Below are 17,125 nucleotides of genomic sequence, written 5' to 3'. Positions count from 1 at the left end.
TTTGCTAAAGTCATTAGCAAACGGGCTAACTTGTTTCTAGATACTACTTTTCTAACTGAGCCTTCTAGCTCACAAAGCCAATAAACAAGTAAGTTGCCAAAATCACTGCGACCCACAGCACCATGTTACCTGATGGGTAATCACTGGAGATAAAGCTTCCTGCACCGCCTTTATTCTGGCGAGATAAAAACTTCTGGCATTGGTCTAACTTGCCTCGTACTGATTGACGAATATCGCCATCCACTTTCCAAATGACTGCAAATACGCGTTGTAGTGCATTAGGTACTAAGCGCCTGTATACCCAATCTACATCAAGGTGAGTAGAGCGTAGCTCAGGTGGATACATCCCTTTTAAATTCAACCAAACGAACGCTAATGCTGAGAACAGTAATAACTGAGTCTGAGCCAGTACATGGGTCGCGTCATATGGGTTATAGCCCGTATCGTAAGGTAGCAGAGAGTAAAGCGCTGCTGGGTAAATACCAATACCAATACATAGACAAGCGGCAATGAACATCGCTGTTAACATGTTGACTGGTGGGTCATTGGCTCGAATACCCGAGTCATGGGCGAAGAAGGCAAAGTAAGGGATTTTAATACCTGCGTGGTGGAATACACCCGCCGAGGCAAACAGTAGCATTAACCAAACCCAGTCATGACCAGTCTCCATCGCTGCAGACATTACCATTGATTTACTCACAAAGCCGCTAAACAGTGGGAATGCAGAGATAGAGGCCGCTCCGACAATACATAATATTGTGGTTTTGGGCATCGTCTTATAGAGACCGCCGAGATCGGAGCCATTTATTCGGCCAGTCATATGCAGTACGGCGCCCATACTCATAAACAGCAAGCCTTTAAAGATCACATCATTAAACGCATGAGACACTGCGCCATTTAATGCAAGGGAAGTCCCGATACCGATCCCGACTACCATAAAGCCCACTTGGTTTATCAAGCTGTAGGCTAACACTCGACGAAGATCGTTTTCGATCACTGCAAAGAAGATAGGAAAACAGGTCATTGCCGCGCCGATATAAATCAGTATTTCTGTGCCAGGGTAGGCACGAGCAAGGGCATAAACTGCAACCTTGGTGGTAAAGGCGCTGAGTAAAACAGTACCGGTTGGTGTTGCTTCTGGGTATGCGTCGGTAAGCCAAGTATGCGCAAAAGGAAACGCACACTTAATGCCAAAGGCGATAAAGATAAGCCAGCCAGCAATGCCATTTAAACCGATATAGTCAAAGGCAATACTACCTGTCTCGTTGATATAAAATAGCGCGCCAACTAACAGAATAACCCCAGAGAGTACCTGCATGATGAGGTAGCGCATCCCCGCGCTATATGCTGCTGGAGTACGGCGGGCCCACACTAGAAATACAGAGGTAAAGGCGAGTAGCTCCCAAAACACGAATAGGGTTAACAAGTCACCCGCAAATACGGCGCCAATGGCACTACCTGCGTATAGCATAGCGGCAACTTGTTGCACTGTATCTTTAACGTGTAATGAGTAGACGATGCCAATAAATGCGGCAATATGGAAAATATAGCCAAACATCAGACTTAATTTATCTGCGCGATAAGGGACTAATTCATAGTCTAAAAACATCAATTGCAAATGGACGCCTTCTGGCACCGTCCACAAATGCAATCCGCTGATCACTGGGATCGCTATCATCAAGGCACCGCGCAACTTTCCACGAGTTGTAGCAGCAATCAATCCGCCAATGATAAACAGCACAAACGGCGGTAACTCAAGCATCCACATTGCGATCACCTTTATTGTTATTGTTAGCTTCTTTGGCGTGGCCATCGCTGACGTCGACTATTTCAATTTTGCTATTATCAAGCTCTTCAACGGGCCCATAATAATCTTCTGGACGCATCAAAAAGCTGCGCATCCAACTGGCGACCACAACAAGGATCACACAACCGACAAAGCCATAAATTGGGTAAAAAGCAGGTAGGTTTTCCCAGCTATGGTAAACATGGCGATGAATGACAAAATCAAGTACCACTAACAATGCACAGCAGGTGTATAACAGGTATAAAATCCGCTGGATGTTTTTGGGTTTATCAAAGAGGTACTGCTTCTCATTGTCCATGGTTGACTCCAGATACAGTCAAAATAGCTTTCGCCAATTCATAAAAGGGCTGTGGATGAATGAACATAATCAAGCAGCCTAAGGATGTGATAACTATTGCAATTAAAGATGGCATAGGGGCTTCTTTAATACCGTTATTTGACGGCTTAAATCCTTTACCTGGGAAAAAGGCATGGTAAGGAATTGGCAGAAGGTAAGCGATATTAAGTAGCGAACTGAGCATTAAGGCAACCATGACAACCCAATAGCCGGTTTCAATAGTGCCCATTAATAGGAACCATTTACTCCATGTTCCTCCAGCTGGTGGAACGCCAATAATGCTAAGGCTAGCAATGAAAAATGCGGCCATGGTGATTGGCATGGTATAGCCAAGTCCGCGTAGCTCACTTACCTTAGATTTATGGCTAGCTACCAAAATGGCTCCGGCACAAAAGAACAGGGTAATTTTGCCAAAGGCATGGGAGGCGATATGCATTGAGCTACCGATAACACCTGATGATGTGGCCAGCAGGGCACCGATGGTGATGTAGCCCAGCTGACTTATCGTAGAGTAAGCCAATCTTGCTTTTAAATTATCTTGTCGCATGGCCACAATCGAGGCCATCACCACAGAGAAAGTCGCTAAATAAAGCAAAAATTCTGTAGTTGGTAACTGTGGCAGTAAATCGAGACCAAAAATGAAGATACACACCTTTAATACTGTAAACACCCCAGCCTTTACCACCGCCACGGCATGTAAAAGTGCACTGACAGGCGTTGGCGCGACCATTGCGGCAGGTAACCAGCGGTGAAATGGCATCATCGCCGCCTTACCAATACCAAATATAAACAGGACTAATATAGCGCCCGCTACTGTGGTATTCACATTGGCATCAAATACACCGCCAGCGGTAAATTCGAGGGTGCCACTAACAAACCAAGTTAAGATGATGGCTAATAGGAAAAAGGCCACAGAGGTACTAAGCAAGATGCCAAGGTAAACCCGACCCCCTTTTTTAGCTTTATCTGTACCCGCATGAGTCACTAGCGGGTAGGTAGACAGTGTGAGTACTTCGTAAAACACGAATAGGGTAAATAGGTTAGCAGAAAAGGCGAGGCCCATGACCGCACTAATCGCTAAAGCAAAACAGATGTAAAAGCGGGTTTGGTTTTCTTCTTCATGACCACGCATATAACCAATGGCATAAATGGTCGTGATTAACCAAAGAAAACTGGCAATTAATGCGAATAACATGCCTAGAGGTTCTACTACAAAGCTTACCTCTAAACCTGGCATAAGCTCCCACCATGAGACCTCAATGCTGGTGCCAGCGTTGAGCGCTTGATAGAGGTTTATCACGCAATAAAGTACCACAAGACTGGTACTGATAGTGACAGCCTCACGTAGGTTAGGTTTCTTTCCTGTTGCAGCTATTGCAAAGGTTGCCAGCAGCGGTAATAGGATAGTTAGCTGTAACATCAGCGCTAAAGATGGATTCATGGGTTTATTCCAAACAAGCTTTGAGAAGCCGCCTGTGCCACTTGCACACTCAGGCGAGTATCGATACCGAAATAGATATTAGCGAAGACGAGGATCCAGATTGGAACAAGGAAAGTCCAAGGTGCCTCTTTAACAGCTTCACGACCAGGTAATGGCGGCTTGAAATAAGCCATTTCTACAATGCGCCAGATATACACAATGGCCAGCAATGACCCTAATAGGATAAGTACCGCAACAGGCCACATACCAGCTTCAACACTAGCCACAAGCAGATACCATTTACTGACAAAGCCGACGGTTAACGGCACACCAATCAAACTGAGACCACCGATAACAATGGCTGACATGGTCAATGGCATTTCTCGGCCTAGCCCTTGGAACTGTTTGAGCTGGACGCTGCCAATTCGGTACATTACTGCGCCTAATGCTAAAAACAGTGCACCTTTCATTAATGCATGGTTAAACAAATGCAGTAAGGTTGCCATTACCCCGGTACTGGTATTTATCGAGTAACCGATGATCATATACCCCACTTGAGCGATGCTCGAGTAAGCTAAGATATGTTTCACATTTTGCTGATAAATCGCAGTGATAGAAGCGGCAAATACCCCCACAAGTCCAAGCACCATTAAAATGCTTTGTAATGGCAACGAGGTGAACGAGAAAGAAATCCCAAATACGGTAAAGGTGAAACGGATCAGCAGGTATACAGCGACTTTAGTTGCTGTAGCGGCTAAAAATGCCGTTACTATCGAAGGCGCGTAAGCGTATGCATTTGGTAGCCACAGATGTAAAGGGAATAGGGCTAGCTTCAAACAAATGCCGACGATCAAAAATGCGAAGGCAACAAATACTGTTCGGGTATGACCAACATCCACTAATCGGGTGGCCAGATCGCTCATGTTTAACGTGCCCGTCATTTGATAGAGCATGCCGATACCAATCAAAATAAAGGTCGCACCGATGGTGCCCATGATCAGGTATTGGTAGGCTGCCCATAGCGCGCGTCTGTCTCTACCTAAACCTATTAAGGCATAAGCAGATAGAGAAGAAATCTCTAAAAATACAAACACATTAAACGCATCACCGGTTGCGACGATGCCGAACATGCCAGTTAATGACAGTAGGTATAGACTGTAAAATAAGGTGTGGCGATCTTCGTCGAGTTCTTTTTGTATGCTGGTGTTAGCGGCAAACAACACCACGGTTCCAATGGTGGAAATAATCAGCAGTAAGAAGGCGTTAAGCTTATCGATGCGATATTCAATTCCCCAAGGTGCTTCCCAGCCCCCGAGTTCATAGATAATCGTGCCTGACTTCATCACTTCAATGAGCAGTAATATGCTGTTGACGCAGGTTGCAGCACAGACTATTAAGGCAAATATCCACACCAGTTTAGAGCGGTTTAAGAACCAGCATAGCGGGGCTGCAATTAGCGGCACCACAACTTGTAAAATAGGCAGGTGAGCTAACACTATGATTCATCCTCGCTGAGCTGATCTTGTTTTTGGATCTCATCTTCTTCGACACAGCCATAGGCTTCTTTGATTCTGATGACCAGTGCTAAACCAAGTGCTGTGGTTGCAATACCTACCACAATGGCGGTAAGAATTAACACGTGGGGAAGAGGGTTAGAGTAATCACTGATCCCTTCAGCAATAATCGGCGCACTACCGCGCTCGACCATGCCGACGGTGATATAAAAGATAAACACTGAGGTTTGGAAAATGGTGAGTCCAACTAGCTTTTTAACCAAGTTTCCGTGGGCGATAACGATATAAAAGCCAATCATCATCAACAATACGACGATCCAATAGTTATAGAGTCCGAGAAACATCCTGCTCCCCTTTTAGTTTTTGTTCTTGTTCTGATTGTTGTTTCTCTGCTTGAATTTCAGCTTGAGCTTGTCTGCGACCATCAAAGTTGAAGAAGATACTCAACATGACTGAGGCAACGGTGATGCCTACGCCTAATTCAATCAGTAATATGCCAATGTGTTGACCTGAAACAGGATCATCAGCCAGTACGTTGTAGTCTAAGAAGTTAGCGCCATTGAGCATGGACACAACCCCGACACAGGCGTAAAGCAGCAACCCAACTGCGGCTAACAGTTGAATCAAGGCTGGGTTGAATACTTTTTTAGCGGTATCTAAACCAAATAGCATGGTGTACAGAATAATTGCAGCAGCAAAAATAACGCCCGCTTGGAATCCGCCACCTGGGCCAAAGTCACCGTGAAATTGCACATACAATGCAAACAATAAGATGAACGGGATGAGCGCTTTACTGACAATACGTACCACCATATGACGTTCATGCATTTGTTCTTCTGTGGCTTCTTCAGATTTGATTTTTTTACGGCGACGAGGCAGTGATAACAGAGAAAGCACACCAATGCCTGCAGTAAAGATAACGGCGACTTCACCTAAGGTATCAAATGCACGGTAACTACCTAAAACGGAAGTCACAATATTAGGTACACCGACTTCCTCCATCGAGTCATGGATATAACGAGGGGCAACATGTTGATGAACAGGCGCCTCAGGATCACCGAAATAAGGCATATCTAAAGTGCCGTAAATCAGCATGCTACCAGTGACTAACACCACAAATAGCGCCAGAAAGGGTTTATGCCGTTTTGGCGCCTCTTTTCGGCCTGTTATGGTGATGGCCGCTAACATGAGTAAGCCAGAGATACCTGCACCAACAGATGCTTCGGTAAAGGCGACGTCTACAGCATCAAGCACCACAAAGAAACAGGCAGACAATAAGCCATAAATCCCAGTTAACATGACCACGGCTAATAGGTTTCTTGTGAATATGATTGCAACGGCAATAACGACTAAAAATATCAGTAGTACAATATCAACTAAAGCTTCGATGGCTTGTTCCCTCCCTGATTATCAGGCTTACCTTCTAGCGGTAATAAGCCATTACGTAATGCGGCTTTTGCTAAAGCATGGCTGGCAGACGGGTTGATAAATAGCGTGCACAATAAGATGAGTATTAATTTAATCAGCACTAAACCATTGGGGCTTTGTAGCATTAACCCAAATAGCACTAAACACGCGCCTAAAGTATCGGTGACACTCACAGCATGCATGCGAGTGTAAAAATCTGGAAATCGCAACATCCCAACGCCACCAGATAAGCAAAGGAAGCAACCAATTAGCAGGCTTAAACCGCTGATAATTTCGATTACGAGGTTCATTCTTCACCCTCCTTGGTTGAATGAGGCTTATAAGGAGCTACTTTAAATTCTGCTGAGTCAGAGTAGCGTAATACCCCAATCACACTGATAAAGTTAATCAAGGCGTATACAAGGGCGATGTCGAGAAACTCTGGACGGCCCATTAAAAAGCCCAATACAGATATCAATAGGATTGATTTGGTGCCAAACATATTGAAAGCGAGGATGCGATCGTAAAGAGTTGGGCCGACAATGCAGCGAATGATCGCTAACAGCATGACGACAAGAATTGCGATAGTAGCGGCAGCTAACATTAGTTTTCGAGCTCCCTTACCCGGCGATCCATATCGCCGGTTTTTAATGTATCGATATCATCCTTATGTAAAGCATGAACAGTGAGTTGATCATCAATTAAGTCTATGGCGACAGTCCCTGGCGTTAAGGTGATTGAGTTGGCGTAGATAACTTTATTAATGTCAGTGCACTGGCGTGTATCTATGGTGGCCAGAGTTGGCGAGATGCTGCTGTTACCCAACCAAATATGTTTAACCACACTGATGTTGGATAACACGACCTCTTTTGATAGCCACAATAGGTAGGTTGCCATATTGACCGACAGACTAATCGGATGAGATTCGTGGTCGATAACATCCATTTTCTGGGCGATATAGAGCACCAGCATGATCGAAGCTGCCCCTAATGACAGTAACAACGGGTTACTGTAGTTGGAGTTTATCCACCAAAATAGGGCTAAGGTTAATAACAGAATAAGCCTATGGCTCGGAAAAAAGCTGCTTTTCTTTTCTTGTGTCATATTCTCGAATACTTCGTGTTAATTAAGGACTGTGTAAACTTAGCGACTCAAAAATGATTGAGTTTTATGACAACGAACTATTCAAGTCGATGCAGTGCTAAGTTGATCATTGGCTTCATATAGCCTGTTCAATATTTTATTCACATGGTAATTCTGCTGATAACGCCTGATAAATTTTGCTGTGCAACAACTGTAAAGAGTCGGCAGAGGCTGGGAGTTGTTCAACAGTTCGGCCGACTATGCGTTCAATCAGCTGATCACGGGTTGCTTTTGTTGGGATACACACTTCGGTGATTTGCTTTATTGACGTCTCGTTACCGACTCGGGTTTGGTAGGCTCGATCTGAAAAACCGCCAGCACTTTCTCTAATCTTATATTGGTAACTCGTATTTAAAGCGCCTGCGAGAAATCCCTGAATGTAATAAGTACAGGCTTTAGTTGAGCTGTCAGACGGCGCATTTTTTAACGACATGCAAGATGAAAGTACTAATTGTGCTTCATTTTTATCGGTATTTGCAGATGCTGGTAACGAGAAAGATAGTAATAATAGCGCTAAGAGTTGGATGATCTTCATGTAGCCCCCTTTTTATAATGGCTTAATCACAGATAAACATTAGCAAAACTAAAATTTATCAATGTTAGCAACAGCAAGTTTTCAGGTGCAGGCTGTTAGTCGCTTGCTAACCTATCAATGACTTTGCTTAAGGCAGTGTTTTATCGTCGATTTTATTCAGTTAGGTATTATTAAAATTTGTACCTGGATAGGTATCGATATACTGACTGCTTTCAACTAATAAAGTAATTGCTAAAACACTGTAACTATAACAAAGGCTTAACAAATGAAGCCTTGGCGGAAACAATTAATTTACACTGCCAATCTATTTATAACACAAATGATTTAAGTTTAAATACTAAGTGAGTGTAAAGTCGCATATTTTTCGTTATATGAAGGAATTTTTCAGTTACTTACCTAAGTCCTTGCTGAGCCTAGGCTGTAGGCTACTTTTAAACTAGTTTTAGTTTAAAACGCCAGTTAATTAAGGTGCTGTTTCACGATTTTAAGGTGTGTTGTTGCCTTGTTTTTAGGTTTTAATGGCGTTTTCTGCGGCAAGTTTTATCAGGGTTTAGTTGAAAGCTCTAAATTGAGGGCTCTAAATTACGGGCTCTAGATTACGGGCTCTAGATTACGGGCTCTAGATTACGGGCTCTAAATTGAGAGTTCTAGATTAGGGGTTCTAGATTGAGGGTTCTAGATTAAGGGCTATAAATTGAGAGTTCTAGATTAAGGGCGTTAAATTGAGGGTTCTAAATTAAGGGTTCTAGATTAGGGGTTCTAGATTAAGGGGTTTAAATTGAGGGCTCTAGATTGAGAGTTCTAGATTAATGGGGCTAAATTAAGAGTTCTAGATTAAGGGCTCTAGATTAAGGACGGTAGAGTATGTGAGTTGTTAACTCAACCAATGACACGTCCGAGTTTGAATGGAGAGTTACACTGATTGTACCCAGCTTTGTATTGTATTAATCAAAAATCATCACCAGGCCAAGCGAAGCAAAAGTTAATTTGAAGCTGCACAATCCTTACATAAGCATTGTATTTCAATCTGAGAATTGATGAGCTGAAAGTCAGCTTGTTTAATACTGTCTTTTAATGCCTCAATGACACTGGTTTGAATGCCTTTCTCTGCCACTTTGCCGCAGGTTTTACAGATCAAAAACTGAGGAACTTCGTGGGCATGTTCGCAAGTGATGTGTGAACAAGCCAAATATTTATTTTCAGAAGATAATTTATGCACAAGCGGCAATTGACTCAGTATATCGAGCATGCGGTACACAGACATAGGGGCTAATGCTTCTTGATGTGTGGTGCGGTAGATATCAACAATTTCATAGGCTGAAAGGGGCTTACTGGAGTTCAGTAATACGCCTAAAACATTTTTTCTTTTCTCTGTTAACTTAACGCCATTGTCGCGACATATTTGCTCCGCTTTGGTAAAAATCGCAACGTTTTTGTGGGTAGGCATGGTTTGGCTCTAAAGAAATCAATGTTGCGCTATTATTTATCTTCGGGCTGAGATTGTAAATAATAAACCACCAAACATCTTTTTAAAGGTCGACTCAGGTTCAGATAGTGTGAGATAGGCGAGCCTATGAGCCATCAGCAATCAGCAATTATAACGTACTTACAAAAGGGGAAATTCCCGCAGGTGATTTCAGAATGACTGCAAAGCAATAATTATGAGCTTTATTCATTTTAAACATTACAAAAAATCATTCTATCTGGCCTTAACAAACGTGAGAATTTCAGACACAATGTAGATAACATCCATCTAGACGGCTAAACATGAGAAAATCCCTAAAACAGCGTTCATCCGATCATCACCGTGGGATCTACTTTATTGGCACAACCCCACCTAAAATCGATACCGATTTTGAAATGGTCAGTACTATTGCTGATAAGTTATTAGCGCGCCTTGATGAGATTAGCTTTGATGGTTTGATCATTTACGATATTCAAGATGAAACTAGCCGTATTGATGCGCCAAGACCTTTTCCGTTTAAAGCGACCCATGATTCTGGCACTTATGCTCAATTGATCAATCAAAAGTCTGGTAAGCCTGTAATTGCTTATAAGAGTGTTGCAGGCCTTGATGAACAAGGTTTTAACGAGTGGTTATCTCGGGCTTGGTATCAAAATAATGTCAGAGACATCGTATTGGTCGGCTCGCCGTCCGCGCAAGTCGCAAGTTCTCTACCATTAAATGATGCATACCGTGTGTTATCGGAACACTCTCAGGAGTTTTACCTTGGTGGTGTTGCCATTGCTGAGCGCCATTTAAGTAAAAAGAATGAACATATCCGTTTATTAGGTAAGTCCAATAAAGGCTGTGAATACTACATCACGCAAGCGGTGTATAACGCCCAAGCCACTATCGATATGCTTACCAGTTACGCTGAAGAGTGTGAGCTGAATAATATCAAGCCCAATCGAGTGATCCTGACTTTTTCACCTTGTGGTAGTGCTAAAACATTAGAATTTATTAATTGGTTAGGGGTATCAGTACCTGAAGAAACCAGTAACCGTATTTTGTCTGCAAATGACCCACTGTATGAATCAATTAAAGTTAATTACAGTAATTTGCAGAAGATCTTGGACGCCGTTATTCCACTTAATATTCCATTAGGCTTGAATATTGAAAGCTTAACCAATCGTAAAACAGAAATTGATGCGTCTATTTTGATGTATAAACTGCTTAAAGGCACGATGGATCAAGCCTTGGCCCAGAATCAAATAAATCAATTTGTGTTAAACAAATAAGCTCACTGCAAGCATGCCCTATGGCGTTAATTTCCCTAGGGCATGACTTTTCATACACAACTCAGCAGCGTTATTTCAAGTCCGAAATGATGGCCGGAATACCGGGTAGTAAACCCACTAGCGCCATAACGCCTGTGAGAATGACAAACATGATACTGGGTGCTATCCAGCGATTCATTCTAGTCAGTTTTGCGCTTCTGTCTTTACAGCCAATCAAGCCTAAATTATCCAATAGCATGGTGAGTGACCAGCCAAATGCAGGGTTCACTAATACTGATGAAAACACCACAATAGCGGCAGATTGGGTGGTTTTACCTTCGCGAGTCATTTCCATACCTGCTTCAAGTAATGGAATAAATACCCCAACGACCAGTGCAACACACAGCACTGGTTCCCAAATAGCAAGATCCATTGGATAACCCCATAGCGCAGCAATAACGCAAAACAATGCGGTAAGTAATGCACCCGCTGGAATAGGGCGCTTAGCAATCGCAGCTGGGACAATATAAGTCCCCCAAGATGAAGTGAAATTAGCCCCACCAAGTAGTGACCCCACTGTTTGACGAATTGAGGCACTGGTCATGGTATCGTCAATGTTCATATGTACTTTTTCAGTACGTGGAGGATAATTTATCTTTTGAAATACTTGATGGCCTAAAAAATCAGGGGACCACATAGCAACGGCTAAAATGGCAAAAGGCAGCACGACCATGAAGCTTTCGATAGTCGGTAAACCGAGCATCCAACCTGAGTTATCTCCCCACCAATACATTGGGTTCATATTAGGTAAACCAGGGGCGGTATGAAACTCAAATGGCGCGCCCATGGCAAAGGCTAATGTGCCGCCCAGTAAGCAACTTAATGGCACTGCAAGCCAACGTTTTCGCCAATGTTCCAGTAATGCGTACAGAATAATGGTGCAAAAAATCACGATAAAAGCAATGTGCTCCATGCCGATACCATCAGCCCACGCATACAATTTTTTTACTTGTGATGCGGTGCCGACAAAGCCTAGATACAAGAGTAGCCCTCCGCACACGCCTTTACTGGTGAGGTTTGCCAGCATACTGCCGCCTTTACTAATAGCGAGTATTAACCCTAGTGCGCCAATCAGTAATCCAAAGGCCATTGGGTGGCCACCTGCTGCAACCACAATCGGTATGATTGGGATCAACGGCCCATGGGTGCCAGCTAAGTTTGCTGTAGGTAATAAAAAACCTGAAAAGATAACAATGAAGAATGCAGCAATAATCAGTTCATAACGGACATTTTCTAAGATGAAACTTTCTTCAAGCCCTAGTGATGTTGCAAAGGTTGTCGCAATCGCGCCCACCATGACAACTTTACCAATGGTTGCAGCCATAGCTGCAATTGAATCTTCTGGTTCAAAGCGAAAATCTTTGAAAGGTAGGTTAGGACGCCAGCGTTTTGGGTCCATGATGCTGAGCTCGTGTTCTAGATATTCTTCTCGACTATTAAACGATGAACTTGGCTGATGTTGCTGTTGGTAATTTAACTTGTTTGCTTTTGTTGATTGGTCACTTTCTTGCTCATGTACTGATTCAGAATTACTGCTCATATTATTCCTATTGTTCATTCAAGAAAGTTCATTCACTAAAACTCACTTATTAAATTTCACTTGCTAAATTTCACTTGCTAAAAGTGCTTTGGATATAGACTCGGGATATAGATTAGAGGCACCTTATCTGAAGCATGTGGCCATAGCGAACAATAAAAGCCGTTTTGGACTCAGACATTAGTCGTAGGTAAATAATAATTTACAGATTTAAAATCAATAACTTGAATTGATTATTATCTATAGATAAGTCACAGGGTAGTTTTATGTAGGGTATTTGGGGTGTTACTCAGTCAGTTAATTACATTGAAAAATATATTGCAGAATAAACAAGAGTCATTATCTCATTATGATGTGATACCAAAGATAGGTTTTAATAAAGTCGACCTAAACCTCGTGATAGGTTTATAGCGTCATCCAGCTGATGATGAATCTGTTCATTGCTAAATCGGAATCTTGTTTAATTACTAATTTTGCGGTATTTCGACATTTAAAGCATTGAGGAGGAAATGCTTTAGGTTATTGAAAAGGTGAGCGTTAATTTATTAACTTAATTAGTGAGATAGTCTACTATTTGTGTGTATGGTTATATATGGAGATAGGATGTCTGCAGTTCACCCCAAACTAATTGAAATTGTTGTAGAACAAACGCCAAGGGCAATGATTGCCATGCTTATCGTCTCTATTGCTTATATTTCTATATTCATCTCATTTATTCCAATCACTATTTTATTGGCTTGGTTTTCATTGCAGTTACTTCTCGCGGTAGCTCGATACCTCAATATAAAAATGTTTAAACAGCATTTGAGTGACGACAATGCTAAGGGCTTGAGCCAACAAGAGATGGTATTTATAGGCCTTAATCTATTTCAAGCTTTCACTTGGATGGTTTCGTCTGTACTGATTATTATTTTCGCACCTCAACCATTTGAGCTGGTTAGTTTTGTGGTAGCGATAGGCATCATTACTGCTGCGACATTATCTATGACATCGCTTTATAAGGCTTATTTAGTATTCTTTTTTGCGATGATAATTCCTCAAGTTTTTATCATGTTTTATTATGGCGAGCATCAGCATATTGCCATGGTGGTATTCGCGGTAATTTATATTCCTGCAACAATCTTACTGTCTAAGTCGATGTATCATAGTCGTTTATCAAGTATTGAAGCTCATGAAGAAATAGAGAAAAGTGCTGAGGAATTCAGGAAACTCTCTATTGTTGATAATTTAACCAATGCTTATAACAGACGTTATTTTTTTGAAACCTCGAAAAAGGTTCTTATGATGGCGCTTAGAGATAGAAGAAAAGTGTCGATGCTGATGTTTGATATTGATTATTTTAAGAAAGTTAATGATACGCATGGGCACCAAACTGGAGATTATGTCTTAGTTAATTTGGCAAAAAATGTAAATCAACTCATGAGGGAAAGTGATATTTTTGCCCGCATCGGTGGCGAGGAGTTCGCCATTTTACTGAATAATACTTCAATGAATGATGCCAAAGTTTTAGCTGAAAGAGTTCGCGCTATGGTCGAAACATCCACTTTTGAATATAACAATACGGCTATACACATCACCATCAGTATTGGTCTTTCAGAGTGGACAGGTACTAGCATGCAAGTTGATCAGTTATATGCCATGGCCGATCAACATTTATACCTTGCTAAGGAAAATGGCAGAAACTGCTGTTATCCAGACTAAAAAGTCTGTTTTATGCGCGAATAAATTATCATCTCATCTCATCTACATCGAAATTGTTGAATTAATCTTCTTTGGTGTGGGAGATGGTTAGTGCTCCATCTAGATGAATATCTCGCTGTGGGAAAGCAATTACAATCTTGTTCTGTTCAAATAATTCGTCAATTCGAAAGCGTATCTCACTACTGGTTTGTCGCAGTTGGCCTTCCATTTTTGCTTCCATCCAAAAATAGACGACAAAAGCTAAGGCGTTGTCACCAAAGTCATTGAAGATTACGGTAGGAGCAGGGGTTGTTAATATAGACTCTTGCTCTGAAACAGCTTGTTCGATTAATTGTGCCACTTTACGACAAGGCGAGCCATATGCCACGCCAACACTGATAGTGGTGCGTGTTTTAGTATCCATTAAGGTCCAGTTGATAACAGTATTTTCAAGTAATTTACTGTTAGGTATTAATAAATGCACGCCATCAGTACGGCGAATTCGAGTTGATCGAGTATTAATGGCTTCTACATTCCCTTTAACGCCATCAACCTCTAAAAAATCTCCAATTTTAATTGGACGTTCCCACATTAAAATCCAGCCACTAATAAAGTTGTTAATGATGTTCTGAGCGCCAAAACCGACACCAATTGCAACAGCGCCAGAGAGAAATGCAAAAGCCGTGATGGGGATATTAATCAGTTCCAATGTTATGGCTAACATGGTGACAATACCGAGAATATAGGTAATGCGGCTAACGAAGTGCACTACATCAGGTTTCATTCCTTTTTTAGTCATACGACTGGTTAATAACTTAATGATCGCTTTAAGAACGAAATAACTTATCAGGAGTAAAAAGGGAATAAACAGAATATCGCCAACACTGATGGCTTTTTGTTGGACGGTAAAAACGGGTGTATCTAATATCGCAATGATATTGTCTAGCGCGCCATTAATTGTATCGAAATCCATCGTCATTCCTTGTTGTTTCATTAATTTGGCTAGTTTATTTTAGCTCGCTTTTTAACAACTGCTCATGTTAGTTACATGGCGATGATTACGTTTATAAGGATGATTTGTGTATTAGTTGGAGGTTGTTTCTGAGCGTAGCAAGCTTACGTTAGCTTATTTAGAAACAGCAAAACTAGGCGAACGGTTAGTTTTACTTGTGAATATTTAAACGGTTTCTGGAATGATTATTTGTAGGGTGAGCTCCTACATAAGTGATTCGTTTGATTGAGGTTTGTTAGTTAACATGCTTTGTGACAGTCAGGTTTAATTGCAACCATTCACTTACCGACCATATTTATTAAATACACCGACAGGAAAACGCTATTTATGCCACACGCCTTTTCAAATAGACGCCGCATTTTAAACCTTACCGCAGATAAAAAAGCGCTGAGAGCACAATTTCGCTGGGAAACCATCAATGCAATTGCTTATAAGTTGGGTGGTGTGCTGTTTGTTATAGGTAGTTTTTTCTTTTTCCCGAGTAGAGCTGAATATGCCTATATCGGTGGTTGGATATTCCTTGCTGCCTCGTTAACGTATTTAGTGGTGAATGTGCATGATATGGCCGAAATCCGACGTTACTGGAAAGACCATAGTACTCATAAAACAGATGAGGTTTTAGAGTACTTTGCGGGGGCGACTTATTTGCTCGGTACACTATGTTTTGTATTTGGCCGTTTAACCAGCTTTCCTCAAGTTGACTGGCCGCTTGTCAGTACTTGGTTATTCATTATTGGCAGTACACTGTTTATTGTTGGAGCAGCGGCGAACATCTTTTTGATTATCAAAGCTGACTCTGTGAAATTACTGCAATTGATGAATTTAACCTCCATATGTTTCATCGTCGGATCAGTGCTTTATGGCATGGCATCAGTGCCGTATTTATGGGCGTTCGAGTCGCCTAATGATCACTTACTTATTCTTAATTTTCTTGCTTGGCAGTACATGATTGGTAGCTGCTTGTTTCTGTTAGGTGGCATGTTTAATTACTGGCGGGCGTATTTGTTAGTTCAATCGGAAATTTCCAAGTTGCAGGAGTCATAATAAGGGCTTATAGGTGTTATTGGGGTTAAGGTTCTTTTATTGTGCATTGTTGATTATTACTATTAATAAATCTGTAAGTTCAATCCGTTTTACTTAAGCATTTATATGAAATATTAATTTTTATTATTTTTATGGATTAAAAAAAATAATGTAAAAAACAATTTTTGTATCTGTATTTTTTACATAAATAGGCGCAAAATCCGCTCTCTTTTTATTAGTCAGTACATTTTATGTTAGAAGTTAAAGTTATCAGTGCTTTATGGCTCATAGGCATATTAGCAGAGGCGATGACTGGCGCGTTAGCCGCCGGTAAAAAACAAATGGATCTGTTTGGTGTGGTGATTATTGGCTGCGTAACGGCAATAGGTGGTGGCACCTTACGGGATATGTTGCTCGGTAACTACCCAATTATATGGATTGAAAATGTACACTATTTGTTGGCCATCGCAGGTGCCTCATTACTTACTGTGATGATAGCGCCGCTAATGCGCTACTTAGCAAGATTGTTTTTGGCAATTGATGCTATTGGTCTCGCTGTATTCTCAATTGTAGGTGCACAGAAAACTTTAATGCTTGGATATAGCGCAGAAATAGCGATTGTAATGGGCGTTGTGACAGGTGTTTTCGGCGGCGTTATTCGAGATATTTTATGTAATCAAGTGCCGCTAATTTTTAAGAAAGAGCTATACGCATTCGTCGCTTTATTAACGGCAACCTTGTACGTGGTAATGAAGTTTACTGGGGTTATTGAATGGATAAGCCTGACTGTTGCTGTGACTTTTGGTTTTAGTTTTAGAATGTTGGCTATTCGATATCAATGGTCGATGCCAAAGTTTGATTATCAAAATCAGTCTGACAGTTCGCATTGAATAAATAAATAGCAACTGATAATCGTTGAGATTCGTTTG

Annotated in this window: 17 protein-coding genes; 4 read left to right on the top strand and 13 right to left on the bottom strand. The window is 41.5% G+C overall.

Annotation, left to right across the window (positions count from 1 at the left end):
• Positions 1–64: 64 nt before the first annotated feature.
• From Q4600_RS08310 to Q4600_RS08260, 11 genes are all read right to left on the bottom strand, one after another.
• Positions 65–1,768, bottom strand: coding sequence for a Na(+)/H(+) antiporter subunit D (locus tag Q4600_RS08310; RefSeq protein WP_303515192.1), 1,704 nt, complete (start codon positions 1,766–1,768; stop codon positions 65–67).
• The gene (locus tag Q4600_RS08305) at positions 1,755–2,105 is read right to left on the bottom strand and encodes a hypothetical protein (RefSeq protein WP_229369151.1); all 351 of its coding nucleotides are present in this window, start codon (positions 2,103–2,105) and stop codon (positions 1,755–1,757) included. The genes Q4600_RS08310 and Q4600_RS08305 overlap by 14 nt, the downstream gene beginning before the upstream one ends.
• Positions 2,095–3,585: a monovalent cation/H+ antiporter subunit D family protein gene (locus tag Q4600_RS08300; RefSeq protein WP_102528290.1), complete on the bottom strand. Its 1,491-nt coding sequence runs from the start codon at positions 3,583–3,585 to the stop codon at positions 2,095–2,097. The genes Q4600_RS08305 and Q4600_RS08300 overlap by 11 nt, the downstream gene beginning before the upstream one ends.
• Positions 3,582–5,060 carry a monovalent cation/H+ antiporter subunit D family protein gene (locus Q4600_RS08295; protein ID WP_102528291.1) on the bottom strand — a complete coding sequence of 493 codons (1,479 nt, stop codon included), beginning with the start codon at positions 5,058–5,060 and terminating at the stop codon, positions 3,582–3,584. Before Q4600_RS08295 ends, Q4600_RS08300 begins: the two co-directional genes overlap by 4 nt.
• Positions 5,060–5,422 (bottom strand): cation:proton antiporter subunit C, encoded by a 363-nt coding sequence (locus Q4600_RS08290; protein ID WP_102528292.1) that lies wholly within the window; start codon positions 5,420–5,422, stop codon positions 5,060–5,062. Before Q4600_RS08290 ends, Q4600_RS08295 begins: the two co-directional genes overlap by 1 nt.
• On the bottom strand, positions 5,403–6,437 hold the full coding sequence (locus Q4600_RS08285) for a Na(+)/H(+) antiporter subunit B (RefSeq protein WP_303515331.1): 1,035 nt from the start codon (positions 6,435–6,437) through the stop codon (positions 5,403–5,405). The genes Q4600_RS08290 and Q4600_RS08285 overlap by 20 nt, the downstream gene beginning before the upstream one ends.
• Before the next feature lie 17 nt (positions 6,438–6,454).
• Positions 6,455–6,796, bottom strand: coding sequence for a monovalent cation/H(+) antiporter subunit G (gene mnhG / locus Q4600_RS08280; RefSeq protein WP_102528294.1), 342 nt, complete (start codon positions 6,794–6,796; stop codon positions 6,455–6,457).
• Positions 6,793–7,089: a monovalent cation/H+ antiporter complex subunit F gene (locus tag Q4600_RS08275; protein ID WP_102528295.1), complete on the bottom strand. Its 297-nt coding sequence runs from the start codon at positions 7,087–7,089 to the stop codon at positions 6,793–6,795. The genes mnhG and Q4600_RS08275 overlap by 4 nt, the downstream gene beginning before the upstream one ends.
• Positions 7,089–7,589, bottom strand: a complete 501-nt coding sequence (locus Q4600_RS08270) for a Na+/H+ antiporter subunit E (RefSeq protein ID WP_102528296.1) — start codon at positions 7,587–7,589, stop codon at positions 7,089–7,091. The genes Q4600_RS08275 and Q4600_RS08270 overlap by 1 nt, the downstream gene beginning before the upstream one ends.
• A 136-nt stretch (positions 7,590–7,725) precedes the next feature.
• A complete protein-coding gene (locus Q4600_RS08265; protein ID WP_303515183.1) occupies positions 7,726–8,163 on the bottom strand; it encodes a Rap1a/Tai family immunity protein in 438 nt (145 codons plus the stop codon).
• Between the two features lie 982 nt (positions 8,164–9,145).
• Positions 9,146–9,610 carry a Fur family transcriptional regulator gene (locus tag Q4600_RS08260; protein WP_102528298.1) on the bottom strand — a complete coding sequence of 155 codons (465 nt, stop codon included), beginning with the start codon at positions 9,608–9,610 and terminating at the stop codon, positions 9,146–9,148.
• A 320-nt stretch (positions 9,611–9,930) separates the two neighbouring features.
• Here Q4600_RS08260 and Q4600_RS08255 point away from each other — a divergent pair, with 320 nt between their 5' ends.
• Complete coding sequence (locus Q4600_RS08255) at positions 9,931–10,905, top strand: methylenetetrahydrofolate reductase (protein WP_303515179.1); 975 nt, start codon at positions 9,931–9,933, stop codon at positions 10,903–10,905.
• Positions 10,906–10,975: 70 nt separating this feature from the next.
• On the opposite strand, the gene Q4600_RS08250 is transcribed toward Q4600_RS08255, so the two are convergent.
• Positions 10,976–12,484 (bottom strand): DUF3360 family protein, encoded by a 1,509-nt coding sequence (locus Q4600_RS08250; protein ID WP_102528300.1) that lies wholly within the window; start codon positions 12,482–12,484, stop codon positions 10,976–10,978.
• A gap of 600 nt (positions 12,485–13,084) precedes the next feature.
• On the opposite strand from Q4600_RS08250, the gene Q4600_RS08245 reads away from it, so the two are divergent.
• A complete protein-coding gene (locus Q4600_RS08245) occupies positions 13,085–14,182 on the top strand; it encodes a GGDEF domain-containing protein (protein WP_303515176.1) in 1,098 nt (365 codons plus the stop codon).
• Positions 14,183–14,243: 61 nt separating this feature from the next.
• Here the strand turns inward: Q4600_RS08245 and Q4600_RS08240 are convergent, their stop codons facing one another.
• Positions 14,244–15,134 (bottom strand): mechanosensitive ion channel family protein, encoded by an 891-nt coding sequence (locus Q4600_RS08240; RefSeq protein WP_303515173.1) that lies wholly within the window; start codon positions 15,132–15,134, stop codon positions 14,244–14,246.
• A gap of 366 nt (positions 15,135–15,500) precedes the next feature.
• On the opposite strand from Q4600_RS08240, the gene Q4600_RS08235 reads away from it, so the two are divergent.
• Positions 15,501–16,217: a YrhK family protein gene (locus Q4600_RS08235; protein ID WP_303515170.1), complete on the top strand. Its 717-nt coding sequence runs from the start codon at positions 15,501–15,503 to the stop codon at positions 16,215–16,217.
• Positions 16,218–16,447: 230 nt separating this feature from the next.
• The gene (locus Q4600_RS08230) at positions 16,448–17,086 is read left to right on the top strand and encodes a trimeric intracellular cation channel family protein (RefSeq protein ID WP_303515167.1); all 639 of its coding nucleotides are present in this window, start codon (positions 16,448–16,450) and stop codon (positions 17,084–17,086) included.
• The last annotated feature ends 39 nt before the right edge of the window (positions 17,087–17,125 follow it).

Origin of the sequence: Shewanella sp. 2_MG-2023 (assembly GCF_030548905.1) — a bacterium.
In the GTDB taxonomy this organism is placed as follows: Bacteria; Pseudomonadota; Gammaproteobacteria; order Enterobacterales; family Shewanellaceae; genus Shewanella; species Shewanella electrodiphila.
Note: the sequence above shows the minus strand (reverse complement) of the source record. Positions and strands in the feature narration are given on the sequence as shown.

Bases quoted from the DNA above. Each gene is read 5' to 3' on its own strand.
- Q4600_RS08270 (WP_102528296.1), bottom strand. From the start codon at position 7,589: ATGACACAAGAAAAGAAAAGCAGCTTTTTTCCGAGCCATAGGCTTATT.
- Q4600_RS08265 (WP_303515183.1), bottom strand. From the start codon at position 8,163: ATGAAGATCATCCAACTCTTAGCGCTATTATTACTATCTTTCTCGTTA.
- Q4600_RS08240 (WP_303515173.1), bottom strand. From the start codon at position 15,134: ATGGATTTCGATACAATTAATGGCGCGCTAGACAATATCATTGCGATA.
- Q4600_RS08290 (WP_102528292.1), bottom strand. From the start codon at position 5,422: ATGTTTCTCGGACTCTATAACTATTGGATCGTCGTATTGTTGATGATG.
- Q4600_RS08245 (WP_303515176.1), top strand. From the start codon at position 13,085: ATGTCTGCAGTTCACCCCAAACTAATTGAAATTGTTGTAGAACAAACG.
- Q4600_RS08255 (WP_303515179.1), top strand. From the start codon at position 9,931: ATGAGAAAATCCCTAAAACAGCGTTCATCCGATCATCACCGTGGGATC.
- Q4600_RS08310 (WP_303515192.1), bottom strand. From the start codon at position 1,768: ATGTGGATGCTTGAGTTACCGCCGTTTGTGCTGTTTATCATTGGCGGA.
- Q4600_RS08235 (WP_303515170.1), top strand. From the start codon at position 15,501: ATGCCACACGCCTTTTCAAATAGACGCCGCATTTTAAACCTTACCGCA.
- Q4600_RS08300 (WP_102528290.1), bottom strand. From the start codon at position 3,585: ATGAATCCATCTTTAGCGCTGATGTTACAGCTAACTATCCTATTACCG.
- Q4600_RS08305 (WP_229369151.1), bottom strand. From the start codon at position 2,105: ATGGACAATGAGAAGCAGTACCTCTTTGATAAACCCAAAAACATCCAG.
- Q4600_RS08250 (WP_102528300.1), bottom strand. From the start codon at position 12,484: ATGAGCAGTAATTCTGAATCAGTACATGAGCAAGAAAGTGACCAATCA.
- Q4600_RS08275 (WP_102528295.1), bottom strand. From the start codon at position 7,089: ATGTTAGCTGCCGCTACTATCGCAATTCTTGTCGTCATGCTGTTAGCG.
- mnhG (WP_102528294.1), bottom strand. From the start codon at position 6,796: ATGAACCTCGTAATCGAAATTATCAGCGGTTTAAGCCTGCTAATTGGT.
- Q4600_RS08230 (WP_303515167.1), top strand. From the start codon at position 16,448: ATGTTAGAAGTTAAAGTTATCAGTGCTTTATGGCTCATAGGCATATTA.
- Q4600_RS08260 (WP_102528298.1), bottom strand. From the start codon at position 9,610: ATGCCTACCCACAAAAACGTTGCGATTTTTACCAAAGCGGAGCAAATA.